Below are 15,269 nucleotides of genomic sequence, written 5' to 3' on the forward strand. Positions count from 1 at the left end.
TTCACTCTCCAAAAGGAATTTCATGAAGTTCATGGTTGCTCATACGGTGCCATGCTGACGCCGTGCCCAGTGTTGAAACAGGTTCAGAGGAGATAAAGGTGCTGTTGTTCTGCTGACAACGATGCAGGGTGAAATAGTCGGGGTAAGGCGTGTCATCAGGATGCCATTGCCATGCCCAGGCCTTCTCGCGGGTGACGAAAATGGCGTTCGCCGCGCTGCCACCCGGCGCCACCCGGGCCATTTTTTCGCGCAGATAGTCGCGGGTGAAATCGGCGGGCGTGACGCGGTCGACGATATATTCCAGATATTCAGCGGAATCAAAGCGCGACTGCGTCATGCCCAGCTGCGCATAGACGGTCGGCAAAAAGCCGTTGTGCATCATGTACCACTGGGTGGTGCCGCTGGTGCGCCGCAGCGGATGGGAGAACGCAATGCCCTGGTTTTTGCTGAGCGTGGCGTGACGCACGTGCACCGCCAGAAAGCGGCTGTGCTGCATACGCGTGACGTCAATGCCAGGCAGTGCTTCGGCAAAGGTGCCGGTGCCATGCAGCGTACGGATCTGACCGTGCTCCAGCCACAGACAGCCCCAGCCGTTGGGATGTTGTTTAATCGGGCCATCGTGCGCGGCGGTTTCACCGCAGCTCATGGCGCGTGCGGCGTCCAGTACCGCAGCGGCGTCAAACTGGCCGTGTGCCAGAATCATTCTGCACATAGTAAATCTCTCCGTGAGGTCAAAGCGGGAACAGCAAGAAGGGCGTGAAACACCGCCAGAATTTCGTCGCGACTGGCGGCAGGCAGACGCAGCGTGGCGAGAATCCCGGCGTGGCGCGTCAGATCGGCGTACAGTGATGAGCGCGGTGAGACCTCCAGCGCCGGTAAGTTGAGCGGCGGTAACAGCTGGCCGCGCTGGTGGTCGGCAATCCAGCGCTCGGCGGCGTCATACTGCAGCCGCTGGCGCAACCGCAGCCGGCCGACGGCCGGTGACGGTGAAGCGAAGTGCAGTTCAGGCAGGCCGCGTCCGGCTTCAACCTGAAAGGCCACCTCGGCCCAGTTGATGCCGGTGACCTCTTCCACCAGGTTCACCACGCCCATGCCGGACAGGCGAAAGCCCATTTCGAGAAAGTGCGGCTCGCCGTTCACCATAATGAAATCAATGTGGAAAGCGCCGCGCCGGTAGCCGAAGGTTTCACAGCAGAAGCTCATCAGGCTGGTGAAGGCGGCGGGCAGCTGCTGCGCCGCCATCGCCACATGGCCGGATTCGTAAAAGCTGATACAGCCGTCGGCCTCGGTATGCTGCTCAATCACCTTCTGGCAGCAGGTCAGCGCTACCGCGTGTCCATTCTCCACCACGCCCTGCAGCGAATATTCGTCGCCGGCCAGCCAGCTTTCGACGATAAAGCCGGTAAAGCCGCGTCCGCCATAGTTCATGGTGTCGAGCAGCCGGGCAATCACCGCATCCAGCTGGCTGGCCTCTTCCACCAGCCAGATGCCCAGTCCGCCGCCGCCGTCGACCGGTTTGATCACGCAGGGATAAAGCAGCGCATCCCGCGCATCGCCAATGCTGAGCGGTGAGGCAAAGAAGCGAAACTCCGGTTGCGGAAAACGCGGCCAGGCTTTGCGCAGCGCCATGCGCTGTGCGTATTTATCCGGCGGGATGAAGCCCGGACCGGCATCCGGGCCGGCCAGCAGTTCACGCACCCGGCCAGCGCTGGCGTTGTAAGCCTCAAAACCGGCCAGCACCACCTGTGGATGCTCCAGCAGACCGGCGTGCAGACAGGCATTGAGGACATCCCACGGATTTTCCGGGCGATCGAGACGCACAATCAGATCGAACGGCAGGGCGATGCTGAGCGATTGATAGTCGACAAAATCCCCCATTTCGGCCAGTACGGTAAAATAGCCTTCGCGTTTTGCCACCGCGCAGTAGGGATTTTGCCCGTCGCGCGTGGCGCCAATCTGCAGAAAAATCTTTCTCATCGCGTCGCCTTACCGGGTTAACGCCCGGAAATCACTTCAGTAACGATGTCCTGTAACGCACCGTTGTTAACCTGAATCACCGCTTTGTGCGGGTCGAAACGCAACACGCGCGACAGCGCATCGCCGCGTGCGCCGTCCAGCAGCGAACTCACCGCCGCGCTGCGCCAGCAGTGCCGCATCTGCGCCACGCTGAGGCCCGACAGCTGCGTGAGCTGCTGCGCCAGCGCCACATCCTCGCTCTCTCCACTCAGCAAGGCGCGCACTGCGGCTTCTTCCGGCGCGGCCGGCAGCTGCAGCAGCCAGGCTTTCAGCTGCTGGCCGGCGGCGATAAACGGTGAATAGATCATGCATACCAGCTGGGTTTCACTGAGGCCGAAAGCGTCGAGTGCGAACTGCGCGGCGCGCTGGCGTGCGCGGGCAATCGCGGCATCGTCCTGATAGCGCGCGGCCATCTCATCGATCAGCTGCGGCGGAAAGTCCTTCTGCACCATCAGGCCGAGCGCAAAGCGCACATATTCGCGAATGCCTTCGGCGTAGCTGCGCTGCAACAGCGTCTCCGCACGCAGACCGCGAATATGTGCCATTAATGTCGGATTGCCGCAGTCCGACTCGGAGAAGCTGAACATCAGCTCATCGAAGCGGAAATGCATGAATTCGGTCAGCAGCGCCCAGTGCGCGCCAGCCTCATAAGCGGTGTCCTGATAGATGTTGAAGAACAGCGGGTCGCGCGCCAGCTGCCAGGTAATGCGATGTGCCGGCGTGACCTGGTCAGCGCCGTAAATGTCGGCGAAGTAACGCGCCGCCACGCCGTCCAGCGTGTGCAGAAAGCCGCTAAAGCCGCGCGACTTATCGGCCATCGGCGCATCAAACAGTTTTGACAGGTGGCGCGCCCACGCAAGGTAAGCGGTCTGTTCCTGCGGCGAATCGCCGGTGATGATCACATCGACGCCGCCATCGTAATGCGCCGCCAGGCCAAACGAATTCACCATGCTCAGGTTGCAGGCGTTGCAGAAGGTGGAGCGCGCGTCGGCACGGAAGCGGTGACCATTCATCAGCACATCGTCGCGGTTCTGCTGGCGCACGCTCTGCGGCATCGGCAAATGGCGATCGAAGAGACGAATCTGCAGCCCGTCGGTCACCAGGCACTCGGTGAACGCGTCGTCATGGATACGCAGCGCACGATAGACGCGATCGATGTTTTCCATCACGCTATCGTTCATGGCGGCATGGCGGTTAGTGCTGATGCGCAGCTGAAACGTGCTGTTGCGCTGTTGCCAGATTAACCCCTGAATGTAACGTACGTAGGCCACCATATAGCTGCTGTCTTTGCCGCCGCCATAGGCCAGCAGTACGCGGTTACGTTCGGGATGGTCGGGATCGGGCAGGGCGGCGAGCAGTCGCTGAGCACAGTGCTGGGCGGAATCGAGAATCGCGGGCGTCAGGTATTCTTCAATTTCACTCATCATCGCGGACAGATTATTCATTTTTCACTTCATCCTTTGGCTAATAAAATCGCCGCTGCCGTGCGGGCGACAACGGGCTGGAAAACGGGCCACGAAGGTGCTGCGTGAAGCTGAATTAACAGATGCAGCCTAAAGTACTTTGAATGTAATCTGATGAATACGCACAGATCAGCACGATATGGGGTGGAACAGATGGCGGGTGAAACGCAGGAACAGGAGAGTCAGAGCAGTCGTTACCGTCAGATCGCTGAGCAGATAAAACAGGCCATTCACAGCGGATCGCTGCCGCCCGACAGCCGTTTGCCGTCGGTGCGCACGCTGGCGACGCAGTATCGCGTCAGCATGACCACTGCGCTGAAAACATTACGCACGCTGGAGGATGAGCACTACGCGGTGGCGCGGCCGAAGTCCGGCTTTTTTGTCGCACCGCGTCCCACAGAGAAAAAAGTGCCGGCGGTATTCAGCGAGCAGCCGCGCGAAGTGGCGCCGCTGGATGAGCAAACCGAACTGCACCTGGCGATGCTGGGATCGGACTGCCGCGTGCGGCTCGATCTGGCCAACGGCGACATCTCGCTCTATCCGGTGAAAAAAATTGGCCTGCTGATGCGGCAGATGGGTTACAGCAAACCGGCGCTGCTCGGTAATACGGTGAAAGGCACCGGCTATGCGCCGCTCAAGGCGGAAATTGCCCGGCGCGCGGTGGATTATGGCTGCAATATCAGCGCCGATGACATCCTGGTCACTAACGGCTGCATTGAAGCGATTTCGCTGGCGCTGCGCGCCACCACGCGGCCGGGCGATATCGTGGCGGTGGAGTCGCCGTGCTACTTTGTGCTGCTACAGATGTTGCACAATCTCAACCTGCGCGTCATTGAAGTGGAAGCCGGGCCGGAGGGTTACGTTAACGTCGCGAAACTCACCGGGCTGTTCCGGCGTAAAGCGGTGCAGGCCTATCTCACCATCAACAACATTAATAATCCGCTGGGCAAAAGCATCCCCAACGAGCACAAGGCGTATATCGCGCGCCAGGCCGATGAGAATGATGTGGTGATCATTGAGGACGATATCTTTGGCGATACGGCTTTCGGCGAGCGCCGGCCGTTTCCGATGCGCGCCTTCAGCCCCAATGCCATCCTGTGCAGCGGCTTTTCCAAAACCGTGGCACCCGGCATCCGTATTGGCTGGGTGCACAGCACCAAGTACATGCGCAAAATCGCCTCGCTGAAGTACACCACCAGCATGGGCACGTCGGTGCTGTCGCAGGCGGCGATTGCCGAACTGCTGCGCAGTGGCGGTTACGATGCGCACCTGCGCAAGCTGCGGCGCGAGCTGAAAAATCAGATTCACCATATGCGCCAGGCGGTGCTGCGCTACTTCCCGGCGGGCACGCGTGTGTCGGATCCGGAGGGCGGTTACGTGCTGTGGGTGGAGATGCCGCAACAGGCGCTGAACGTGCGCGCGCTGTTTCTCAAGGCGCGCAACGCGGGCATCGGCATCGCGCCTGGACACATCTTCGCCACCGATCACCGCTACGATCACTGCTTCCGGCTCAACGCCGGTTTTGGCTGGAATGCCGAAGTCGAACAGGCGATTCAGCAGCTGGCGCAGTGGTGCCAGCTGTCGTTAAGCGCGGATTAAGCGTTCCAGGCGTTATCCAGCTCTTCCGCCAGAATCTGTACCGCACGCTCAATCTTGTCGCTGTCCGGTACGTAATTCATGCGCATGCACTGATGGGTGTGCGGCCAGGCCTGTTCCAGCCCCGGGAAGAAGAAGTGGCCCGGCACCATCAGCACGCCGCGCGCTTTCAGGCGCTGATACAGCGCTTCGGTGCTGATCGGCAGGTCGCGGAACCACAGCCACAGGAAGATAGCACCTTCCGGTTTGTGGATCAGGCAGCGATCTTCGCTGATATAGCGGCGAATAATGGCGATAGTTTCGCTAACCTTGGCCTGATAGAACGGTTTAATCACTTCCTGCGACAGGCGCAGCAGATCGCCACGCACAATCATCTCAGTAGCAATCGCCGGACCGATGCTGCCTGGTGCCAGGCTGATAATGCCATTCATGTTACCAATGGCACCGATCGTGCTCTCATCGGCAACGATAATCCCGCAACGTGCGCCCGGCAGGCCCAGCTTCGACAGGCTCATGCACAGAATGGTGTTGGGGTTCCACAGCGGACGTGCCTCACTGAAGATGATGCCGGGGAACGGCACGCCGTAGGCGTTATCGATTAGCAGCGGGACGCCGTGCTGCTGTGCCAGCGCATCCAGCTGCAGCAGTTCGTGGTCGGTGATGACGTTGCCGGTTGGATTGGTCGGACGCGACACGCAAATCAGGCCAATCTCATCATTCAGCGGCAGATGGTCGAAATCGACGTGGTATTTGAACTGGCCTTCCGGCAGCAGTTCAATGTTGGGTTTGGCGGAGATGAACAGATCCTCCTCCAGCCCGGCATCGGCATAGCCGAGGTATTCCGGTGCCAGCGGGAACAGCACGCGCTTTTTGCTGCCGTCGGCGCGGCGGCCGGCAAACAGATTAAACAGGTAAAAGAACGCGCTCTGGCTGCCGTTGGTGAGCGCGATATTTTGTGGCGTCACCGGCCAGCCGAGTTCCTCGCGCAGTAGCGTAGCCAGCGCCTCCAGCAGCAGCGCTTTGCCGCGCGGGCCGTCGTAGTTGCACAGCGCTTCGTTCAGCTTGCCGTCCTGATGCATCTGCAGCAGCAGCTGACTGAAATAATCATTGATGGCCGGAATCTGCGCCGGATTACCGCCGCCCAGCATGATCGTGCCAGGCGTGCGCAGCCCTTCGCCCATATCTTCCATCAGACGAGAGATGCCGGAATGTTGCGTAAATTTGTCGCCGAACTGAGAAAAAGCCATAGGAGGTAAAAACATTGTTATCAGGGGGAAGACCACCATAGCGCCCGCAACCGGCAGGCGCAATGGCTAAAGCCGTGGGATCAAGCCTGGACCTGCGGGTTAACGCAGTTTTTCTCCACTTTACCGCTCAGTGCGGCGATCAGGTTGTCGACCGCATCGCGCGCCATGCCGTAGCGCGTTTCATGCGTGGCGGAGCCGATGTGCGGCAGCGCGACCACGTTCGGCAGCGTGAGGATTTCCGCATCGGCCGGCACCGGCTCGACTTCAAACACATCCAGCCCGGCGGCGTGAATAGTGCCGTCTTTCAGTGCGGCGGTCAGCGCCTGCTCATCGACCACCGGACCGCGTCCGGCGTTGATCAGAATCGCGCTCGGCTTCATCAGTTTCAGCTGTTCCGCACCGATCATATGGTGCGTCTGCTCGGTCAGCGGCAGGCTGATGCAGACAAAATCGCTCTCTTTCAGCAGCGTTTCCAGATCGCAGGCGCGTGCGCCAAAGCGGGTTTCCGCCTCTTCATGCTGGCGGCGGGCGTTGTACAGAATGTTCATGCCGAAGCCAAAGTGCGCGCGCTGCGCCAGTGCCAGACCAATGCGGCCCATGCCGAGAATGCCCAGCGTCTTGTGGTGTACGTCGATACCGAAGTGCTCAGCGTCGATACTCTTTTTCCACTCACCGGCTTTGACCCACTTATCCAGCTCGGTGACGCGACGCGCGGTGCTCAGCACCAGCGCCATCATGGTATCGGCCACGGTTTCGGTCAGTACGGTGGGCGTGTGCATCAGCAGAACGTTGCGCTGGTTGAGCGCATCAACGTCAAAGTTGTCATAGCCGACGGAGACGGTAGAACAGGCACGCAGTGCCGGCATGCTGGCCAGCAGCTCATCATTCACTTTGCCGCCGGAGCCCAGCAGACCCTGCGCTGCGGCGAACTGCGCCGCATGTTGTTTCACCGTCTCCGGCGAGACATCTTTCACTTCCGTGACGCTGAAGTGCTGATCCAGCTTGGCACGCAGGTCATCGGGCAGGCTCTTATACAGAATCACAGCAGGTTTCATTATTTGCTCCCTGTAGAACGTGTGACGGGCGACCTGAGTCGCCCGGAAAAGTCATCGCTTACGCTTTCAGGCGTGCTTCGCCCCGTGAATCGGCGGCGGCGTTTTGTTGGCCGCCGGTTTAACAATCAGCGTCAGCCACACCGACGCCAGTAGCGCAGCACCCATAAAGACATAGGAGGCGGCAGGACTGCCGGTCGCCCCATTAAGATAGCCTACGATCCATGAACCGATGAAGGAACCCAGTGCGCCCATACTGTTAATCAGCGCCATGGCACCGCCGGAAACATTGCGCGGCAGCATCTCCGGAATGATGGCGAAGAACGGGCCATACGGGGCGTACATGGCCCCGCCGGCAATCACCAGCAGCGCATACGACAGCCAGAAGTTACTGGAGCCCACCATCCACGAGCCGAGGAACGCCAGTGCGCCAATCAGCAGCAGCGGCCAGACAAACAGCTTACGGTTTTGCGTCTTGTCCGACGCCCACGACACCACCAGCATGGCGATGGTCGCCACCAGATACGGTACCGCCGACAGCCAGCCCGCTTCGACCATGCCCATCTGCGTGCCGTTACGCAGAATCGACGGCAGCCACAGCACGAAACCGTACACGCCGATGCTCCAGGCAAAATATTGCAGGCACAGCAGGATAACGTTGCGGTTGCGGAAGGCTTCGCTGTAGTTGCGCACCGCTTTAATGTTCTCCTGCTCCTTCTGCAGCTGCGCCTGCAGCGCCGCTTTCTCTTCGTCGCTCATCCATTTGGCCTGGGCCGGTTTATCCTGCACCATAAACCACCAGGCAATCGCCCAGATCACCGCCGGGAAGCCCTCGATGATGAACATCTCGCGCCAGCCAAAGGAGTTAATCAGGTAGCCGGACACCACCGACATCCACAGCACCGTCACCGGGTTGCCGAGGATCAGGAAGGTATTGGCGCGTGAGCGCTCAGATTTGGTAAACCAGTTGCTGATGTAGATCAGCATCGCCGGCATCACCGCCGCTTCCACCACGCCGAGGACAAAGCGGATGGCGGCCAGCATCGGAATATTGCTGACGATACCGGTCAGCGAGGCGCAGCCGCCCCACAGAATCAGACACCAGAAAATCAGTTTTTTTACGCTGCGGCGCTCGGCATAGACCGCGCCGGGGATCTGAAAGAAGAAGTAGCCAAGGAAGAACAGGGCACCGAGCAGCGATGACATGCCTTTGGTGATACCGAGATCCTCATTTATCCCTGCGGCAGAGGCGAAGCTAAAGTTCGCCCGGTCCAGATACGCCAGACTGTAGGTGATAAACACGATGGGCATGATATACCACCAGCGTTTTGGCGCGATTGTCTGCGATTTCATGGGTGACTCCTCTGGTTGAGGCGGGCGCATTCTGTGGATGCGTCTCGAAATTAGGGTGTAGAGACAGTTTTAGCGTATTGGCACGGCATCGTAGCGGCGCGATTCATCGCGCGTTGTTGACGTTGCGTCCTGCATGTGCGCAATAAATTGCGCCGCTACGGGTCCGTGCGTTTGTTTAATAATCGCCTAGCGCTGCGCGCGTCGGCAGACCTTCGCTGTCGCCGGCAACCTGAATCGCCAGCGAACCAATTTTGTTACCGCGCAGAATCGCCTGCGGCAGCGATTTCCCTTCCAGCAGCGCGCTGATCAGCCCGACTGCAAAGCCATCGCCCGCGCCGACGGTATCCACCACATTCTCCACGTGGATCGGCGCAATCTGGCCCTGCTCGCCCGCGGCGGTTTTATACCAGGCACCGTCGCTGCCGGTTTTGATCACCACCGCCCGCACGCCTTTATCGAGGTAGAAATCCGCGATCGCTTCAGGCTGACGGTAGCCGGTCAGAATCAGCCCCTCTTTTTCACCTGGCAGCACCCAGTCGGCGTATTCTGCCAGCAAATTCAGCTGCTTACGCATCTCTTCTTCACTGCGCCACAGCACCGGACGCAGATTAGGATCAAAGGAGATGGTTTTGCCGCGGGCGCGCATCTCTTTCGCCGCATGTTTAGCCAGCGCCAGCGAACTATCGGAAAGCGCGGCGGCCACGCCGCTCAGATGCAGATGGCGCGCGCTGCCGAAATAGCTTTCGTCGAAATCATCCGGTGACAGGTGGCTGGCGGCGGAGCCTTTACGGAAATACTCCACTTCCGGATCGGAGCCGTCGTCCACGCGCGCTTTAAGCTGAAAACCGGTGCGATAGCGGTTATCAATGGTCACGCAGCGGTGGTCAACGTGCTCTTTCGCCAGCTGCTGCAGGGTAAAACGGCCGAAGCTGTCGTCGCCGACGCGGCTGACCCAGCCAACCTGCAAACCGAGGCGCGCCAGACCAATCGCCACATTAAGTTCGGCACCGGCAATGCGCTTCGTGAACTGATCGGCTGCGGCGAGATCGCCGGTTTGCCCGGCGATAAACATCGCCATCGCTTCACCAATGGTGACGACATCCAGCTGAGAGGTGTGTGTCATGCTCAACTCCTTACACCGCGCGCAGCAGATCGACGTAGTGGCGGGTCACCGCCAGTAAATCTGCGCCGGCTAATGGGAACTCAATACCGCGCGGTGCATCGGCCGGCAGCGCCTGCAACAGCGTGCGCCAGCTGTCGTCGGCGTCATCCAGCGCAATGGCGCGGAAGCTGTCACCGTGCGGCACCGCCGCCTTAACATGAATGTAGCTCACGTAGCGACTGAGCTGCGCCGCTGCCTGCAGGGCGTCTTCGCCGGTCCAGCGCCAGTTGCCCATGTCGAAAGTCATATCCAGCGGCAGCGCGGCATCGCAGGCGTGATGGAAGAAGTGCAGCATCGGCGTCAGCTTACTGTCCGGCGTCTGATCGTTTTCGATGACCAGCGTGACGCGCGAGCCGGCCAGCACCTCAACCAGCTGGCGATCGGCCAGCGAGACATAGTGACCCAATGCCAGCTTGAGGCGCTGAGCGCCCAGCAGCTCAGCTTCCTGCAGAAACTGCGCCAGACGCGGATTGAGCGCACCATCCGCCTGCCACAGCGCTTCCGGCACTGAATAGCTGACGCTGAGCTGATGCAGACGCAGCGCGTCGCCGAGCGTATGCAGCTGGCACAATTCGTCGTCGCTGAACAGCTCGCGGCGGATCTCGACGCCATCGGCACCGGCCGCTTTAATCAGCGGCAGCAGCGCTGCCTGGCCGCCCAGTTCTGCCACCTTGCGCGCGCCGTAGGCGGCCGTGACCACAATAATTTCCGCTTTCGACATCTTTCCTCCAGCCTGTCTCGCTGTGCTGCCCGCCGCACCGTTATGCGTCGGACAGCACGTTAATGTGCTGTAAAAAGCTTAATGGAACCGGTTCCAAAGGAAAGTAGCAGAGTGCGGAATTATGATCCTGCTCACGAAGTGAGCCGTGAAAAGCGGGATTAGCGCAGCGGCTGGCTGGAGCCGCGCACAATCAGTTCGCCGGAGAAAACCTGCTCGCGAATCGGCTGTTCGCTGCCTTCGATACGCGCGATCACCTGCTCCAGCGCGGCATAGCCGATCTGCCAGGTGGGCTGCTTCAGCGTGGTGATACCGACGCCAGCCAGCGCCGCCCACTCCAGTTCGTCGAAGCCCAGCAGGCCAATGCTCTCGCCCCAGCGCAGCGTCAGGCGCTGTAACGCCCGCGCCACCTGTAGCGTCAGCGCACCGTTGGCCGCCATCACCGCGCAGCGTTTGCCCGGATGGCGCTGATGAAACGCCTGCAGCACCTGTTCCAGCTGCGCCGGCTGATGCAACACCACTTCGGCATTCTCTGCCACCACCTGTGGCGCGCTGCTGATGGTGTCAAAGAAGGCGGCGAGACGTTCGCGGCGGGTGTTGACGCTGCCGAGCGGCTCACTGAGAAACAGCAGCGCTTCGTAGCCATTATCCAGCAGATGCCGGGTGGCGATGCGGGCGGCCTCCGGGTTGTTGAGCCCGACCACGTCGCAGGCGAAGTCGGGAATTTTGCGGTCAATCAGCACCATCGGCAGCATCGACTGCTGCAGACGGTTGAGCACCTCTTCGTGCATCCCAACCGCGTTGACCACGATGCCTTCCACCTGATAGCTGCTGAGCAGCTGCAGGTAGTGCTGTTCGAGATCCACTTCGTTGTTGGTGTTACACATCAGCAGCGTGAAGCCGCGCGCGCGGCAGGCGGCTTCAATGCCGCTCAGCACATCCACCGAGTAGGGATTGGTGATATCGGCAATGATCAGGCCTATCAGCCGGGTGCGGCCGCGTTTGAGTCCGCGCGCCATCTGGCTGGGGCGGTAGTTGAGGTCGGCAATCGCCTGTTCGATACGGGCTTTCAGATCCGGCGAAAGCAGATGTACTTCGCCATTCAGATAGCGGGAAACGCTGGTTTTACCGGTTTTTGCCGTGCGGGCAACGTCACTGATTGTGGCTCGTGGCGGCCTGGTTTTCATCACATACACCTGATTAATTGCATCAGGCGAAGACTATCACAGCGCGGCACCCGCGCAATCACTGTGCGTCAGAAGTGAGGCGCAGCATTGGCTGCCACAGCGTCTGTAACTGCGCGGGCGGCGCGCCTTCCAGCAGCAGCAGCACCATTTCGGCGACGCGTTCGCCAATCCGCTGCTGTGATGATTGCAGAATCGCGTTGACCGGTTGCGTGATAATCGAGTCGTGCGGCAGACCATCGTACACGTACAGGGGAATTGCCTGCGCGCCGCTCAGACGCCCGGCCTGCTGCAGGGCAATCGCTGCGCCTTCGCCGAGCGGGCTGCAGTCGGTGATGATGGCGTCAGGCTGGATAACGTGCGCCAGCCAGGCACGGGTTTGCTGATAGCCCGCTCGGCGCGAGGGCGGCAGCGCGGCCATCCAGCCAGCCTGCTGCGCGCATGGCGTGGCGGGCAGCGCGTCGATAAACCCCTGCCGGCGGTCAAGAATGTAGGTGCTGGGCTCGTTACCACCGAGATAAGCGATGCGCGTATAGCCCTGCTGCTGGCAGTGCTGCGCCGCCAGTAGCGTTCCGGCATGGTTATCATAATCAAACCAGGCGTAAGGCTGCGGCAGCTGACTGCGCCCCAGCGTAAGAAAGCGAAAACCCTTCTGCTGCAGGCGCTGCAATCGCACATCCTGCGGCGTGGTATGGGTGACAATCAGCGCGTCCAGCATGCCGCTGCGCAGCATGCGCAGCAAATTGCGCTGCTGATCCTGCGGTTTGTCGGGGAGCAACAGCAGATCGATCTCGTGCAGGGCGAGACGCTGATCGAGCGTCAGCAGCATTTCACTGTAGTAGCTGTCGTTGAGTGAGGCATTGCTGACCGGAAACACCAGCCCGACCGCATTGGCACGGCCGGTCTTCAGGCGACGCGCGGCGGCATTCGGGCGATAACCGCGCCGGTCGGCTTCCTCTTCGATGCGTTTGCGGGTAGCAGCGGCGACATCATCAAACCCATTCAGCGCGCGGCTCACGGTGGTCACAGAGAGGCCAAGGGCGGAGGCGATAGCTTTGAGTGACATGATGGCTTTCCACTGATCAAATTTTGATCACGCTAGCATAAAGTCATCGCTGGCTCTATCGTGCTGCGACGTTTACGCGTTATCTGCTGCTTTGCGCGTCAATAAGCGCGTAAAAACGCGTCAAAAGCCGGCCTGCAGCGGCAGACCGGCCTGTGCCTTAGCCCAGCGGACTCAGGGTAATTTCGACGCGACGGTTTTGTGCTTTACCGGCTTCGGTGCTGTTGCTGGCGACCGGGTTATCCGGGCCCATACCCTGGGTACGCAGGCGGTTCTTCGCCACGCCCTGCACGATCAGCGCGCTGGCAACGCTTTCTGCTCGCTGCTGCGACAGGCGCATGTTCAGCGCGCGCGTGCCGGTGCTGTCGGTAAAGCCGACCACGTTGACGGCGGTTTTCGGATACTCTTTCAGCACCATCGCCACACCGGTCAGCGTATTTGCGCCGGCCGGTTTCAGGTTGGCGCTGCTCGAGTCAAAGGTCACGTTGTTCGGCATGTTCAGCACGATGTTATCGCCCTGACGCGTTACGCTGACGCCGGTGCCGCGCATCTTGTCGCGCAGTTTGGCTTCCTGCACATCCATGTAATAGCCGACGCCGCCGCCCAGTGCCGCACCGGACGCTGCGCCAATCAGCGCACCTTTACCGCGATCTTTCTTCGACGAAGAGAGCACGCCCACGCCAGCGCCCAGCACCGCGCCCAGACCCGCGCCGATGCCCGATTTCCCGGCCTGCGATTCGCCGGTATAAGGATTGGTGGTACAACCCGACAGCGCCACGCTGCCGCTCATTAACAAGGCCAGCGCCAGTACACGCTTTTTCATGAAAAAGTCCCTCATACGGAAACGGGGAAAATGCCCCAAAACGGCACTATTATGCCGCTCAATGATGGGGAAATTCGTGAGGCGCAGTCTTAATTTGTAAACTTTTGCCTTAAAGATTATCGGGATGGCAGAAACAGCTGGTTTGATGATCGTTTATCAGCCCGCAGGCCTGTAAAAAAGAGTGGCAGGTTGTAGGCCCGACGAATTTAAAACCACGCTTCTTAAGCGCTTTAGACAGCGCAATGGCCGGTTCGGAGGTGGTGGGCGCCAGTTTATAATCCGCATAACGGTGCAAAATCGGCTGGTTATCGACAAATGACCAGATAAAGCGGGAAAAGTCTTCGCCGGTGGCCTCCAGTGCCAGCAGCGCTTTGGCATTATTGATGATGGCTTCCAGCTTGCCGCGATGGCGGATCAAACCGCTGTTCTGCAGCAGGCGCAGCAGATCGGCCTCATCCATCAGCGCCACCGCCTGCGGATCAAAATCATGAAACGCCTGGCGGTAGTTCTCGCGCTTTTTCAGCACGGTGATCCATGACAGGCCAGCCTGTTGCCCCTCCAGACACAGCATCTCAAATAAGGCGCGCTTATCGGTCTGCGGCACGCCCCATTCCGTGTCGTGGTACGCCAGATAAAGCGCATCCTGTGTTACCCAGCCACATCGCTGCATTGCATCACTCCCTAAGCATGAGGAAAAAGCGGTCAGTCGCTTGACGTTTGAAAGAATCGATTAATAGTTAATCAATGGGTGCCGATAATAACGTCATGGACGTTCGCGCTGCAACCGGGTGAACGCTTCAGGATCATCATCAATTTCAAGGCCAACCCGATCCCTTCCGGCTCGTCAGGAGTCTTTCATGTGGCAGAACAGTCAGCGGACCGGCCAGTGTCTCTTTGCGCTGGCCTTTAGCGGTGGGTGGCTACTGGTGGCGGCCCTGCCGGCGCACGCCTGGGATCAGGCCAGCGAGAGCAGCGCGCCGGATTACAATGCGATACTTGCCGAAAAAATTTCCAGTAATCATTTGATGTTGACAGAAAACCGCGACAGCGATCTGCTTGATGCCGCGCTCAATCCGCCCGGCGGCGGCATGGCGCTGCACAGCGAAACGGCCAGCGTCGGCAACTCGCCGCTGGTGAACCGCTACTCGGCAGGCTGGAACCTGCCGATGAATGACCGCCTGCGCACCGGTCCGGTGGCGCAGTTTGCCGTCGATGATTCCACCCTGAGCTGCGCCGCCTGCGCGCCGGTCGATCGTAACAACGCCGAACACATCGCTTCACTGGGCTGGCGCGTGGATTCCAGTTTTGGCTGGATATCGCCGTGGGCACAGGTGAGTTACAGCCATCAGCTCAGCTTTGACGGCACGGCCGCGCCACGCGATCGGCCGGAAGAGATGAACCGGGAAACGAACTGGATGGATGTCAGCGTCGGTGCCCGTCTGCCGCTCGGCCAGAACATGGCGGCGTTCGCCTCCTTCGCCCAGACCGGTGCGGTCAGCAGTGGCGAACAGTTCATTTACAACCTCGGCGTCAGCGCCAGCTTCTGAAGCGGCATGAAATGAGAAGTGGTGCCAGCCAGCGGAAATATAATA

14 protein-coding genes are annotated in these 15,269 nt (G+C 60.1%); 2 read left to right on the forward strand and 12 right to left on the reverse strand.

Features of this window, described 5'->3' with window-relative positions:
* Position 1: 1 nt before the first annotated feature.
* Genes AC6I8P_RS00265 through AC6I8P_RS00275 form a run of 3 tightly spaced genes read right to left on the reverse strand, consistent with a single transcriptional unit; the run spans position 2 to position 3,461 of the window.
* The gene (locus AC6I8P_RS00265; protein WP_058775615.1) at positions 2-712 is read right to left on the reverse strand and encodes a class II glutamine amidotransferase; all 711 of its coding nucleotides are present in this window, start codon (positions 710-712) and stop codon (positions 2-4) included.
* A complete protein-coding gene (locus AC6I8P_RS00270; RefSeq protein ID WP_498027494.1) occupies positions 700-1,977 on the reverse strand; it encodes an ATP-grasp domain-containing protein in 1,278 nt (425 codons plus the stop codon). Before AC6I8P_RS00270 ends, AC6I8P_RS00265 begins: the two co-directional genes overlap by 13 nt.
* 17 nt (positions 1,978-1,994) lie before the next feature.
* On the reverse strand, positions 1,995-3,461 hold the full coding sequence (locus tag AC6I8P_RS00275) for a hypothetical protein (RefSeq protein ID WP_058775613.1): 1,467 nt from the start codon (positions 3,459-3,461) through the stop codon (positions 1,995-1,997).
* Positions 3,462-3,632: 171 nt separating this feature from the next.
* Here AC6I8P_RS00275 and AC6I8P_RS00280 point away from each other — a divergent pair, with 171 nt between their 5' ends.
* Positions 3,633-5,078: an aminotransferase-like domain-containing protein gene (locus AC6I8P_RS00280; RefSeq protein ID WP_058775612.1), complete on the forward strand. Its 1,446-nt coding sequence runs from the start codon at positions 3,633-3,635 to the stop codon at positions 5,076-5,078.
* On the opposite strand, the gene AC6I8P_RS00285 is transcribed toward AC6I8P_RS00280, so the two are convergent.
* The 9 genes from AC6I8P_RS00285 to AC6I8P_RS00325 all read right to left on the reverse strand — a co-directional run bounded on the left by AC6I8P_RS00285 (position 5,075) and on the right by AC6I8P_RS00325 (position 14,347).
* A complete protein-coding gene (locus AC6I8P_RS00285; RefSeq protein ID WP_159377261.1) occupies positions 5,075-6,322 on the reverse strand; it encodes a valine--pyruvate transaminase in 1,248 nt (415 codons plus the stop codon). The genes AC6I8P_RS00280 and AC6I8P_RS00285 overlap by 4 nt on opposite strands.
* Before the next feature lie 80 nt (positions 6,323-6,402).
* Positions 6,403-7,377: a glyoxylate/hydroxypyruvate reductase GhrB gene (gene ghrB / locus AC6I8P_RS00290; RefSeq protein ID WP_058758185.1), complete on the reverse strand. Its 975-nt coding sequence runs from the start codon at positions 7,375-7,377 to the stop codon at positions 6,403-6,405.
* A gap of 66 nt (positions 7,378-7,443) precedes the next feature.
* Entirely contained in the window at positions 7,444-8,727 is a 1,284-nt protein-coding gene (locus AC6I8P_RS00295; RefSeq protein WP_021506893.1) for an MFS transporter, read from the reverse strand.
* A gap of 175 nt (positions 8,728-8,902) precedes the next feature.
* Positions 8,903-9,850: a sugar kinase gene (locus AC6I8P_RS00300; protein ID WP_058758183.1), complete on the reverse strand. Its 948-nt coding sequence runs from the start codon at positions 9,848-9,850 to the stop codon at positions 8,903-8,905.
* A gap of 10 nt (positions 9,851-9,860) precedes the next feature.
* The gene (locus tag AC6I8P_RS00305; protein WP_498027495.1) at positions 9,861-10,610 is read right to left on the reverse strand and encodes a sugar phosphate isomerase/epimerase family protein; all 750 of its coding nucleotides are present in this window, start codon (positions 10,608-10,610) and stop codon (positions 9,861-9,863) included.
* 158 nt (positions 10,611-10,768) lie between these two features.
* A complete protein-coding gene (locus AC6I8P_RS00310) occupies positions 10,769-11,794 on the reverse strand; it encodes a LacI family DNA-binding transcriptional regulator (RefSeq protein ID WP_058770743.1) in 1,026 nt (341 codons plus the stop codon).
* A gap of 58 nt (positions 11,795-11,852) precedes the next feature.
* Entirely contained in the window at positions 11,853-12,857 is a 1,005-nt protein-coding gene (locus AC6I8P_RS00315) for a LacI family DNA-binding transcriptional regulator (protein ID WP_262264847.1), read from the reverse strand.
* Positions 12,858-13,014: 157 nt separating this feature from the next.
* Positions 13,015-13,677 (reverse strand): OmpA family lipoprotein, encoded by a 663-nt coding sequence (locus AC6I8P_RS00320; protein ID WP_498027496.1) that lies wholly within the window; start codon positions 13,675-13,677, stop codon positions 13,015-13,017.
* A gap of 109 nt (positions 13,678-13,786) precedes the next feature.
* Positions 13,787-14,347: a DNA-3-methyladenine glycosylase I gene (locus AC6I8P_RS00325; protein WP_058781878.1), complete on the reverse strand. Its 561-nt coding sequence runs from the start codon at positions 14,345-14,347 to the stop codon at positions 13,787-13,789.
* A 187-nt stretch (positions 14,348-14,534) separates the two neighbouring features.
* On the opposite strand from AC6I8P_RS00325, the gene AC6I8P_RS00330 reads away from it, so the two are divergent.
* Positions 14,535-15,224: an autotransporter gene (locus AC6I8P_RS00330; RefSeq protein WP_498027497.1), complete on the forward strand. Its 690-nt coding sequence runs from the start codon at positions 14,535-14,537 to the stop codon at positions 15,222-15,224.
* Positions 15,225-15,269 lie beyond the last annotated feature (45 nt).

The organism is gamma proteobacterium symbiont of Lampromicra miyakona (genome assembly GCF_059730895.1).

What these genes read in the sequence shown, in the direction of transcription:
- AC6I8P_RS00265 (WP_058775615.1), bottom strand. Translation starts at nt 712, where the DNA reads ATGTGCAGAATGATTCTGGCACACGGCCAGTTTGACGCCGCTGCGGTA.
- AC6I8P_RS00270 (WP_498027494.1), bottom strand. Translation starts at nt 1,977, where the DNA reads ATGAGAAAGATTTTTCTGCAGATTGGCGCCACGCGCGACGGGCAAAAT.
- AC6I8P_RS00275 (WP_058775613.1), bottom strand. Translation starts at nt 3,461, where the DNA reads ATGAATAATCTGTCCGCGATGATGAGTGAAATTGAAGAATACCTGACG.
- AC6I8P_RS00280 (WP_058775612.1), top strand. Translation starts at nt 3,633, where the DNA reads ATGGCGGGTGAAACGCAGGAACAGGAGAGTCAGAGCAGTCGTTACCGT.
- AC6I8P_RS00285 (WP_159377261.1), bottom strand. Translation starts at nt 6,322, where the DNA reads ATGGCTTTTTCTCAGTTCGGCGACAAATTTACGCAACATTCCGGCATC.
- ghrB (WP_058758185.1), bottom strand. Translation starts at nt 7,377, where the DNA reads ATGAAACCTGCTGTGATTCTGTATAAGAGCCTGCCCGATGACCTGCGT.
- AC6I8P_RS00295 (WP_021506893.1), bottom strand. Translation starts at nt 8,727, where the DNA reads ATGAAATCGCAGACAATCGCGCCAAAACGCTGGTGGTATATCATGCCC.
- AC6I8P_RS00300 (WP_058758183.1), bottom strand. Translation starts at nt 9,850, where the DNA reads ATGACACACACCTCTCAGCTGGATGTCGTCACCATTGGTGAAGCGATG.
- AC6I8P_RS00305 (WP_498027495.1), bottom strand. Translation starts at nt 10,610, where the DNA reads ATGTCGAAAGCGGAAATTATTGTGGTCACGGCCGCCTACGGCGCGCGC.
- AC6I8P_RS00310 (WP_058770743.1), bottom strand. Translation starts at nt 11,794, where the DNA reads ATGAAAACCAGGCCGCCACGAGCCACAATCAGTGACGTTGCCCGCACG.
- AC6I8P_RS00315 (WP_262264847.1), bottom strand. Translation starts at nt 12,857, where the DNA reads ATGTCACTCAAAGCTATCGCCTCCGCCCTTGGCCTCTCTGTGACCACC.
- AC6I8P_RS00320 (WP_498027496.1), bottom strand. Translation starts at nt 13,677, where the DNA reads ATGAAAAAGCGTGTACTGGCGCTGGCCTTGTTAATGAGCGGCAGCGTG.
- AC6I8P_RS00325 (WP_058781878.1), bottom strand. Translation starts at nt 14,347, where the DNA reads ATGCAGCGATGTGGCTGGGTAACACAGGATGCGCTTTATCTGGCGTAC.
- AC6I8P_RS00330 (WP_498027497.1), top strand. Translation starts at nt 14,535, where the DNA reads ATGTGGCAGAACAGTCAGCGGACCGGCCAGTGTCTCTTTGCGCTGGCC.